Genomic DNA, 10,849 nt, shown 5'->3' on the forward strand with positions numbered 1-10,849 from the left:
TAGCATCCAGAGGTTCAAAAACCTTGCACTTTCGTCGGCGAGCGCCGGGCAAATTGGGAAACTAAGCGACGAAACTACTATTTTGTAAGCTGTGTGGCTTCTAGATTCGCTCTGGAGACTTATTCAGCAAGCCCTATATATGTATTTCCCCATTACTCCTGTAAATGGCTAAAATCAAAGTGTTTACTTAACTTATTTGCCCTAAAGGTTTTGGCTACTGTATCTTGTCCCCGCTGCCATCAACTCGTTGATAATCAAGCTATTAATTGTCCCTATTGCCGGACAACACTCAAAGCTTACGGTCATCCCGGTATTCCGTTGCACCGCGCCACTGGGGACGGTTATCTGTGCGACACCTGCACCTATCATGCTGATGATACTTGCAATTTTCCCCAGCGTCCCTACGCCAAAAACTGTACCCTCTACCAAAATATTGAAGAGACAAAGTTAGAATTGCAACAGCAGCGTCATACTAACAGTTTTGCGGTAACTGTGAAAATTTGGGTAAAAGGCAATCAGGCTTTGCTGTTGGTATTAAGTTTATTATTGGTCTGTTTGTTGTTCGTTATATTAAGGTCTTGATTTATATTTTTTGGGGAATAGGGAATGGTCAAAAATAACAAACAATACCTAATCCCTAAACTTCAGGCTGTGGTGATTTTGGATGTTTCAGCAATAGATTCAACTTCTATTGGTGGTGCTTTTTCCTCGAAGGCGGCTAAGTCAAACCAAAATGTGGTGCCAATGCCGACTTCACTCACTAAATGGACTTTACTATGATGTCTATCAATGATATTTCTAACAATAGATAAACCTAAACCCGTGCCTTCTAGGGTATGAACTCGGTTTTCTACGCGGAAGAAGCGTTCAAAAATTGAATGTTGGTCTTCTGTGGCGATGCCAATTCCAGTATCGGAGATTTCAATCCGTACTGGAGAAGATTGAGTGTGACTGGGCTTGAAATCTAGTTGGTAGGCGCGGATTGCCACTTTACCACCAGCTTTTGTGAATTTAAGGGCATTACCAATCAGGTTGCCAAACACTTGTACTAATAGATCATAATTACCCATTACCAGGGGCAAATTAGAAGCAACTTCCTGAACAAGTTTAACATCTTTATCTTTAGCATTGAGTTGATAAGTACGCAGTGTTTGCTCGATCGCTTGAGCTAAATCTACTCCATCAAAGCTGTAGTGGCGACCAGATTCGAGTTTTGACAAATCCAAAACATCGTTAACTAGGCGCGTTAAGCGATCGGTTTCATGATTTACAGTTTGCAGAAACTCTTGCCGCTCTTGTAAAGCTAATTCTTCGCCGTAGTCGTGCAGGGTTTCAATATAGGTTTTGATGTTGAATAGAGGCGTTCGCAGTTCGTGAGAAACGTTGCTGATAAATTGACTTTTTGCATCGTTTAATTCCACCTCACGGGTAATATCTTGGATAGTAATTGCAATGCCTTTGATGCTTTCCCTTTGCAGGTTGAGTACTGTAGTCAAGAGGATGCGGATCGTCCGCGGTGTGGGTTGGTTAATAAAAATTCGGAATTCGGCGCTTTCGCATTCGCCTGCTGCCATTTCATACAAGGGACGGGTGATTTCCATTTGTACCGATGGGGGCAAGTGATGCAATAGATTGTGTCCTACCACATCAGCAGCTTCCCAGCCAAAAATTCTCTGTGCTGTGGGGTTGACTAAAATCACTTGCATATTGTTATCAATCAACACAGCACCATCGGCGATCGTGGAAACTAGGGTTTCTAGCTTGGCTTTTTCTGCGGTCAGTTCCTCAATATTTTGCTCTTCATAACGCTCTAATCGCTCTCCCATTTCGTTAAAGCTTAAAATTAACTCCCCCAGTTCCCCCCCCAAAGGTAAATCAATCCGCTGCTTAAAATTCCCGGTAGCAATTTGTTTCACCCCCACCAGTAGTTCTTTAATCGGCTTGGTGATGGTCAAGGCGTTAATTACTCCTGCCAAAATCACCATTACCCAAATTGTGATAAAAACGGCAATTGTGACATCGCGGGTAAAATTGGTGGAGATGATCGCAGTCTGATTGGGATTGATCCCGATCGCTAATACACCTAAGTATTTTTTATCAGCGATTAAAGGAATAAATACATCGGTAACTATGCCATCTGGGGTTGCATGTTGCCGTACCATCGGCTTTACCCCATCACTAGGGTAATCTTCTGGTAGTTGTATCCGCCGTTTAATGGTGAGAGAGTTTTTTACCTCCGCTTCCCAAAAAGGAATGCCAAAAAAGATTTCCCCGGTTTCATCGGCGTAGAGCATATAACGCACACTAGAGGTGCTGCTGTAGAAGCGTTGGGAAAATTGGGCAACCTCAGTGAGATTATTGTCAGCGACTAAAGGGGCAACATTGGCAGCAAGCAGCAGCCCCAAGTCACGACCGAAACGGGTGTCATTCATCTGCGCATCCTGCTGAATTGTATTCACAGCCCAGAAGGTCAGACCACTCATTACCAAGGAAACTACCATTGTGGCCACAGCCAACAGTTTGGTCTGGAGGGTGAACTCTGACCACCAACTAGCGATCGCATCTCGAATTGTTTTTAACAAACTTAGCATCTTAAATAAAGTTGTTAGTAATCTTTGTTATAAAGCCAACAACTTAAAAATTAACAGTTAATTTGACAAATATGTATGTTAGGGGAGAGGAGGGAAAGCAAAACCGCAGAACTGCTTGCGCCAGGTAGGTAGTGATCTTAAACAGTCAAAGCACGATTTTTCAGAGGTACAAGAGCTTTATGCAGTAGACTGGGCTTTGCATTGAGATACACCTCACGGCAATTGCTCTCGTTGTATCCAACCACAACAGATCCTATGGTCATACCGATTTCAGGATATATCTGTTGAGTCATCTCCCCCTCATCCAAAAAGTCGGGTATCTTAATCAAACCTTTCACCGAGGATTCACCAATATCTACAAAAATCCCGAAGGGTGCATGATACTCAACTTTACCTTGTACAAACTGACCCAGCTTGTACTTAGACTTGACTTGATCCCAACTTTTACTATCCATGATGTTCACTGTGGCTTGAGGACTCGTGGAAATTGGTCGAGAATTGGAAACAAGCCTGGGGAACAACCACCTCAATCCGGTCACGACTGTCTTTCTCATCATAGCGATACTCAAGCGGCTTAAAATAATGGTTATAAGTTGCCTGATTGATTGAAACTTCAAGAATCCCCTCTTTGTAGCTTTGATTAAACTCTTCAGCAATGCTTCTATCGTCTGGCCGCAAAGTAGCAATTTCCATCGACGTAGGGAGGATTGTAGGGAAAATCGACTGGCTCAAACCCCTTCTCCAGCAATTTCTGACCTTTTCCCTTTTGAGGAGCTTTGTAAATTGTAATTAACTCACTATTAACATTGAAATAAAATCCCATCGATAAGGCAGCAAACTACTAACTTAGCACTCTATGACCGATATCTTTACGGTAGTATATTCCCTCAAACTGAATATATTTGATTCCTGCGTAGGCTTGAGCGATCGCTTGCTCAAAATTTTCTCCGATTCCCGTCACATTTAACACCCGTCCCCCATCTGTCACTACTTCTTGTTGCTGGTTCAACTTCGTACCTGCATGGAATACAGTTGCTCCGGCTTTTTCTGCTTCTCCAATACCAGTAATTACGTGGCCTTTCTGATATTCTCCTGGATAACCACCTGAAGCTGCAACGACAGTGGCAGCTGCTCCTTGTTTCCAAGCAATGGGTGGTAATTCGCTTAATCGTTGCTGTACGCAAGCTAAAAGTAACTCTTCTAGGGGTGTATCTAACAGTGGCAAAACCACCTGGGTTTCAGGATCTCCAAAGCGGCAGTTAAATTCCAAAACCTTGAAGTCGCCATCGGGTGCAATCATCAACCCAGCATACAACACACCTCGGTAGTCAATGCCTTTAAATTTTAAGGTGGCGATCGCTCTTTCTAAGACTTCTGTTTGAATGCGTGCCATCAACTCCGGCGTAGCAATGGGTGCTGGGGCATAAGTTCCCATCCCACCAGTATTTTCCCCCGTATCGCCGTCACCAATCCGCTTATGGTCTTGAGCTGGCAGCAAGGAGCGAATTGTTAACCCATCCGTCAACGCTAAAACTGACACCTCTTGCCCAATCAAACATTCTTCAATGACGACAAATTCACCAGCACTACCAAACTGTCCCTGAAACATTGCATCAACGGCACTTTCTGCCTGTTCAACTGTTTCAGCTACCGTTACACCCTTACCAGCTGCCAAGCCATCAGCTTTGACAACAATTGGTACTCCCGTAGCTCTTATATAAGATTTTGCTGCTGCTGCCTCCGTAAATACCGCAGATCGTGCCGTCGGAATCCCTGCTTCTTGCATTAGGGCTTTTGCCCAAGCTTTACTCGCTTCAATTTGCGCTCCGGCTCTAACTGGGCCAAATACCATCAGTCCTTTGTCTTGGAGGTAATCTGTAATTCCCTTCGCTAAGGGGACTTCTGGCCCAACTATTACCAAATTTATGCCATGTTCTAGAGCATATTGACTTATCCCCTCAAAATCATCTACTGCCAGAGGCAAGTTCTGGCAACGTTCCATAATTGCTGTGCCTCCATTCCCTGGTACACAGATAACTTGCTCAATTTGCTTAGATTGCAACAGTTTCCATGCCAGAGCGTGTTCGCGCCCCCCATTACCTACAATTAAAATTTTCACTGATTTCCTCGTGCGTCCCTGGCGAAACGAGAATGCTGTATTCAGCTCTCGCGGATCAATTTTTTCATCTCATGATCCAGTAGTATATAATCCATGTTGCGGATTATGAAATTTTAGATTTTTGCGATCGCACAGTATGTAGTTACTTTATGGTGATTTTGTGAAAGTATAAAAACTGTCAGAACGAATCTGACTGCCACTTCGCCACACTTCCACACTTTCAGGAGTGATTAAATAAGAAAAACTACCATTATCGGCTCGATATCTGCCTTTGCCAATATTCAAAGCTGGCATCTTTATCGGCTTACTTGCGTCTTGCTTCAACTGCCCAATATAAAATAATCGGCCATTTTCTTTGCAGACTTTTACACGAATGTTTGCAGTCTCGCCTTCAATAATCATCGCTCCATTGCATTTTATATCAGTGCTTACAGGTATAAAACCTATTGGAATTGGCTGTGAAGGTAAAACTTGCTTTGCTACCGGAGGTGTTGAAACTAGGTGGTTTAGGTTACTTTGCTGAACTTTAGAAGCAGAGGTGACACTTGCAATTGAGGATGCCAACAGACCAAGGGGATCAACTGCTATTTGCCCATTTGGATGAATTTCAAAATGTAGATGAGGTGCTGTGCTATTGCCTGTAGATCCCATCTCGGCAATAATTTGACCTTGAATGACCTGTTGACCCTTGCTCACCAATAAACGGCGATTGTGACCATAAACAGTGATACTGCCGTCGAGATGTTTAATAGTTAAGGCATTGCCTAATCCCCAATCATCCCAACCTGCTTTTACAACTATACCGGGTGCAGCAGCAACAATAGGAGTTCCAGATGCCCCGGCAATATCAATTCCTTCATGTTGATATTTGCGAAAGCCTTGAGAAATAAACCCTTGAGTCGGCCAAATCAAGTTAGAAGCAGGGATGGAAGTTTGCCCAATTGGGGCATCCCTTGCTAACTGTGTTAGGGCAGATGTATTTGTACTTAATACGGCGGTTAAGGATATTAACCCAATTAGTCCATAAGTCCGGTATCGATCAATGATAACTTTTTTCATAACTTGCAAGTCTATTAAAACAATAATTCAGACACTTTCTGATTATTTGTTACTTCAAGCTAACTCTAAAAATATCAGGAAATTAAATTTATCTTTGCTGAATCAAGGGATGAAACGTTATGTATTGAAATCTAAAACTCCATATCCTCTCTGCCTCTCTGCGTCTCTGCGCGACGCCAGGTGCTTCAAGTCGGGGAACCCGCCCAACGCACTGGCTCCTCTGCGTGAGAAAAATCATCCCGCAGCTATGCAACGCCAAATTTATCTTCGCTGAGTATCGGATAAACAACTTCTGAGATTAAATAGGGTGAGTTAGGTAAGCCTAACCCACCCGATAAAACCAAAAGGAGAGGAGATATAGATTAAGCGCTGAAGTATTTTGCTACTGGGTGGTAAGTAATAATGGCAGTGGTAGACTGTTCTGGATAAAGTTGTTCACTTTCATCCATATACAAGTTAATCCTGTCAGTCTGTAATAACTCCAATTGCTTATACTGATCTTGAATATTCGGGCAAGCCGGATACCCAAAACTATAGCGTGAGCCACGATAGCGCTGTGCTAAGATATTCCGAATATTATCCGGTTCGTCAGCAGCAAAACCTAACTCCCGGCGAATTCTGGCGTGTGTCCACTCAGCCACAGCCTCTGCTACCTGTACCGCCATACCGTGGAAATACAGATAGTCAGTGTATTGATTATTAGCAAACAGCTTTTGAGCGAACTCTGTTGCAATCTCTCCGACAGTCACCGCCTGCATCGGGAACACATCAATAATTCCCGACTCCTTCGGTGCAAAGAAATCTGCAATGCACAGTCGCCTCGATGACTTTTGTCTGGGAAACTCGAAAGTTGCAACCTGCTGTGATTGGTTTTCTGAGTTATATATGTGTACAGAATTCCCCTCAGATTGACAAGGGAAATAGCCATAAATCACCTGGGGATGCAACAGATTCTCCTCTATAATCCGCTTTTTCCAAGTTTCTAAAACTGGGTAAACTTTCTCAGCTAAGAAAGCCTGATATTCTTCCTTAGATTGCTCCTTTGGTTTGCGGAATTGCCACTGTCCAGCAATCAAAGCTTGTAAATCTAAGTGCCAGAAGATTTCCTCAATGGGAATATCACTAGGCTGCAACAACTGTGTTCCCCAGAAAGGCGGTGTCGGGCGTTCAATATCTATCGCCACAGCATCAGAACGTTTTGTATCTACTTCTTTTAGTTCAGCAGATGTTTTCTTAGCAATTGTAGCTTTTGGTTCTTTATGACCATTTGTCGAAACTTCAGCAGTTTCGGCAAATTCATCCAAAAATCCCTGCAAATCATCCCAGTTACCAGCAGTTTTTGCTGGCATTAATTTATCCATGAAGTGCAAGTCAGAAAAGGCATCTTTGCCATAAACTACTTTACCCTTGTAGGTTTTTTGGCAATCTTCATGCACAAACTTGGGAGTCAGCGCCGCACCACCTAAAATCACGGGTACACTAATTCCCTTTTCGTTGAATATCTCTAAATTCTCTTTCATGAAGGCGGTGGATTTCACCAGCAAACCACTCATCGCAATACAATCAGCTTTGTGCTGTTCGTAAGCGTTGATGATGTTTTCCACTGGCTGCTTAATTCCCAGGTTAATCACTTTGTAGCCGTTGTTGGATAAAATAATATCCACCAAGTTTTTACCAATGTCGTGGACATCGCCTTTGACTGTGGCAATGATAAAGGTTCCTTTGGCGTTGTTGCCGGATTCAGATTTTTCCATGAACGGTTCTAGATACGCCACCGCCGCCTTCATGGTTTCCGCAGATTGCAAGACGAAGGGTAACTGCATTTGTCCCGAACCGAATAATTCCCCGACAACTTTCATGCCATCTAGCAAAAAGGTGTTGATAATTTGCAAGGGGGGATATTCTTCTAGGGCTTTTTTCAAATGTTCTTCTAAGCCAATGCGTTCGCCGTCGATGATATGGCGCTTGAGACGTTCTGGGATGGGGAGACTTTCATCTAAAGAGCGATCGCGTTTTGTCGTCACCCCAGCAAAGGCTGTGGTAAGCTCTGCCAAGGGATCGTAAACGCAAATGTTACCATCAAACTTGCGATCGTCATAAATCAGTTGGCGACAGATTTCTTGATGACGTTCTTCAATTTTAGACAGTGGTAAAATTTTGTTAGCACTGACAATGGCTGCATCCATTCCTGCCGTTGTCGCCTCGTGCAGAAACACTGAGTTCAGTACCATGCGCGACGCTGGATTCAAACCAAAGGAAATATTGGAAACACCCAAAATTACATGACTTCCAGGTAATTCTTCACGAATGCGCCGAATGGATTCAATTGTGGCTTTACCGTTTTCTCGGTCTTCTTCAATGCCAGTGGAAATTGGTAAAGCTAGAGTATCAAAGAATATTTCTGTAGGAGGTAAACCATATTCTACAGCTTGACGGTAAGCACGTTGAGCAATTTGAAACTTTTTGTCTGCTGTCCGCGCCATCCCATCTTCATCGATAGTACCAATGATTACACCTGCTCCGTACTTTTTCGCCAATTCCAACACTTTCAAAAAACGGGCTTCTCCGTCTTCGTAGTTAGTGGAGTTTAGCAAGCACTTACCACCGGCAACTTTTAAACCCGCCTCCATCTTTTCCCATTCCGTGGAGTCAAGCATTAAAGGCAATGTCACATTATTGACGATGCGCGAAATTAATTCGTGCATATCCCGCACACCATCACGTCCGACATAATCGACGTTGACATCAAGGATGTGTGCGCCTTCTTTTACCTGCGCCTTTGCCATCGAAACGAGTCCATCCCAATCTTCTGCATTCAGCAAATCGCGGCACTTCTTGGAACCACTAGCATTGAGACGTTCGCCGACAATCAAGAAAGAATTATCTTGGTCGTAGGGCTGAGTGGTGTAAATTGATGCTGCTGCCGGTTCTAAACTAGGCTGTCTAACTTTTGGCTTTAGGTCTTTGGCAACTTCTGCCAATTGTTGAATGTGTTCTGGACGAGTCCCACAGCAACCCCCAATCACTTGGACACCCAAATCTTCAACAAAATGCATCAGCGCCATCCGTAATTCCAATGGTGTCAGGCGGTAGTGCGCTTGACCGCCAACGTTTTCAGGCAAACCCGCGTTGGGAATACAGGAAACAATGAAAGGTGAATGTTCAGCCAAATACTTGATATGTGGTTTCATCAAGTCTGGTCCGGTGGCACAGTTTAGACCGAGAATGTCTATGGGATAAGGTGCCAAAATTGTCAGCACAGCGCTGATTTCTGAACCTACCAACATTGTGCCCATGCTTTCCATTGTCACAGATACCATCAACGGACGGCGATCGCCTTTTTTAGCAAAAACTTCTTCAATTCCATTCAGCGCCGCTTTGATTTGCAGCACATCTTGGCAAGTTTCCACCAGAAATAAATCCACACCACCATCCCACAGCGCTTCTGCTTGTTCGGCAAAAGTAGCTTTCATGGTGTCAAAGTCAATATGCCCTAAGGTGGGTAGTTTGGTTGTGGGGCCGATAGAACCAGCGACAAACCGGGGTTTTTCTGGCGTGGAAAATTCCGCAGCGACACGCTTCGCCAATTCTGCGGCTGTCTTGGTGAGGTAGTAGGCTTGGTCTGCCAAATCATATTCTGCGAGCACAATGGAGGCACTGCCAAAGGTATCAGTTTCAATGACATCAGCACCAGCTGCGAGAAAATCTCGGTGAACCTTAGCGACAGCTTCGGGTTTCGTGTGGACTAAGTATTCGTTACAACCTTCATACTGCGCGCCGCCGAAGTCTTCAGCGGTGAGGTTTTGGGTTTGGAGGCTGGTTCCCATCGCCCCGTCGAAAACGAGGACTGGGCTATCTGGACTACGCAGACGTTCAAGGAAAGGATGAGTCATATTAGCCTAGAGGAAATAAGGAAATCAAGTGAGTCTTGTGATACTCGACTTACTTTATTATTTTCCACAATTATGATATTTTCGACATTATTTAATCAAGTCAGGAATGCTGAAACGTGGCGATCGCCTCAACTCCCTGGTATGCGTACTATATAGAGATGTGTTGTCATCACAATTTTACGTTTTTTGATTGGGCGATTTAAACTTACCTGCAATAAATTCTCGCTTATACAAATGCTTTGTCTTGCGTTTGGTGACTCGCTCTCGCCACATCTGAAAACTGGATTCCTTCATTTGTCGCCTCATTAAAGCAATTACCTGTTTCTCAAGCAGCCCAAACTGAGCCTCAATAGCATCAAAAGTTGTTCTATCTTCCCATGCCATTTCAATAATGCGATTAATGGTTTCCGAATCGAGGTTAGGTGGCTTCATTCCTTTGCTGGCAATTGGTAAATTTGAACTATGTCTATATATATTTTACTTTTTGTAACTTATATCTTGCAGCAAAGCACTAAAAAACTGAAGTCAACTTAAGCCCTAACGAATGAAATTCCCGCGCCACGTACTTCTCCCAAAGGGCTACGGTGTAAACACAAGTCGGAAATAGTAGTCTATGAAGGAAAATTGACGAGTACATTCTTTGTAGAGAAACGATTTATCGCGTCTCTACATGAGCATCTTAGTTGCATCAACCTGCACCTTAGTTGTATCGACTCGCATCTTAGTTGTATCGACTTGCACCTTAGTTGCATCGACTTGCATCTTAGTTGTATCAACCTGCATCTTAGTTGTATCAACTCGCATCTTAGTTGTATCAACCTGCATCTTAGTTGTATCGACTTGCACCTTAGTTGCATCAACCTGGAAAAAATAACTTACCCGACGTTATGCAGTAACTTAGGACTTAAGCACTGTACAAATTAATTATCGTATGATTTTGCCAAAATAGGTTGTTTCCGGCTTTGATTAATTATTACTTTGATGGTAAATAGATATCCGTTGTAAGGGTTTAGCAATGATCATTGGTGTCAACTTAAGCTAGGAATAGCTTAACTGTTGGCTTCATCACCCACCTGGAACTAAAGTTCTTTGGCTTTCAGCTAAAGTCTACTGAAGTAGACTAAAGATTTTTGGAGGTATTTAGTCATCTTCAGATGACTTGTGCTATTAACAAGGAACTTCAGTTC

Annotated in this window: 9 protein-coding genes; 1 reads left to right on the forward strand and 8 read right to left on the reverse strand. The window is 43.4% G+C overall.

Features of this window, described 5'->3' with window-relative positions; genetic code table 11:
- Positions 1 to 210: 210 nt before the first annotated feature.
- Entirely contained in the window at positions 211 to 582 is a 372-nt protein-coding gene (locus ACEW80_RS17915) for a hypothetical protein (protein ID WP_373527890.1), read from the forward strand.
- Between the two features lie 62 nt (positions 583 to 644).
- On the opposite strand, the gene nblS is transcribed toward ACEW80_RS17915, so the two are convergent.
- The 8 genes from nblS to ACEW80_RS17955 all read right to left on the reverse strand — a co-directional run bounded on the left by nblS (position 645) and on the right by ACEW80_RS17955 (position 10,508).
- On the reverse strand, positions 645 to 2,591 hold the full coding sequence (gene nblS / locus ACEW80_RS17920; protein ID WP_373527891.1) for a two-component system sensor histidine kinase NblS: 1,947 nt from the start codon (positions 2,589 to 2,591) through the stop codon (positions 645 to 647).
- A gap of 137 nt (positions 2,592 to 2,728) precedes the next feature.
- Entirely contained in the window at positions 2,729 to 3,046 is a 318-nt protein-coding gene (locus tag ACEW80_RS17925) for an RNA-binding protein (RefSeq protein WP_373527892.1), read from the reverse strand.
- On the reverse strand, positions 3,039 to 3,323 hold the full coding sequence (locus ACEW80_RS17930; RefSeq protein WP_373527893.1) for a hypothetical protein: 285 nt from the start codon (positions 3,321 to 3,323) through the stop codon (positions 3,039 to 3,041). The genes ACEW80_RS17925 and ACEW80_RS17930 overlap by 8 nt, the downstream gene beginning before the upstream one ends.
- A 109-nt stretch (positions 3,324 to 3,432) precedes the next feature.
- A complete protein-coding gene (gene purD, locus ACEW80_RS17935; protein WP_373527894.1) occupies positions 3,433 to 4,710 on the reverse strand; it encodes a phosphoribosylamine--glycine ligase in 1,278 nt (425 codons plus the stop codon).
- A gap of 147 nt (positions 4,711 to 4,857) precedes the next feature.
- The gene (locus tag ACEW80_RS17940) at positions 4,858 to 5,769 is read right to left on the reverse strand and encodes a M23 family metallopeptidase (protein WP_373527895.1); all 912 of its coding nucleotides are present in this window, start codon (positions 5,767 to 5,769) and stop codon (positions 4,858 to 4,860) included.
- 362 nt (positions 5,770 to 6,131) lie between these two features.
- Positions 6,132 to 9,662, reverse strand: a complete 3,531-nt coding sequence (gene metH, locus ACEW80_RS17945) for a methionine synthase (protein ID WP_373527896.1) — start codon at positions 9,660 to 9,662, stop codon at positions 6,132 to 6,134.
- A gap of 177 nt (positions 9,663 to 9,839) precedes the next feature.
- Positions 9,840 to 10,094: a TIGR03643 family protein gene (locus tag ACEW80_RS17950; RefSeq protein ID WP_373527897.1), complete on the reverse strand. Its 255-nt coding sequence runs from the start codon at positions 10,092 to 10,094 to the stop codon at positions 9,840 to 9,842.
- Positions 10,095 to 10,328: 234 nt separating this feature from the next.
- Entirely contained in the window at positions 10,329 to 10,508 is a 180-nt protein-coding gene (locus ACEW80_RS17955; RefSeq protein WP_373527898.1) for a hypothetical protein, read from the reverse strand.
- Positions 10,509 to 10,849: the final 341 nt, after the last annotated feature.

Origin of the sequence: Nostoc sp., assembly GCF_041747015.1 — a bacterium.
GTDB lineage: Bacteria > Cyanobacteriota > Cyanobacteriia > Cyanobacteriales > Nostocaceae > Nostoc.

Coding starts and splice junctions, on each gene's coding strand:
- nblS (WP_373527891.1), bottom strand. CDS start 2,591: ATGCTAAGTTTGTTAAAAACAATTCGAGATGCGATCGCTAGTTGGTGG.
- ACEW80_RS17925 (WP_373527892.1), bottom strand. CDS start 3,046: ATGGATAGTAAAAGTTGGGATCAAGTCAAGTCTAAGTACAAGCTGGGT.
- ACEW80_RS17940 (WP_373527895.1), bottom strand. CDS start 5,769: ATGAAAAAAGTTATCATTGATCGATACCGGACTTATGGACTAATTGGG.
- metH (WP_373527896.1), bottom strand. CDS start 9,662: ATGACTCATCCTTTCCTTGAACGTCTGCGTAGTCCAGATAGCCCAGTC.
- ACEW80_RS17950 (WP_373527897.1), bottom strand. CDS start 10,094: ATGAAGCCACCTAACCTCGATTCGGAAACCATTAATCGCATTATTGAA.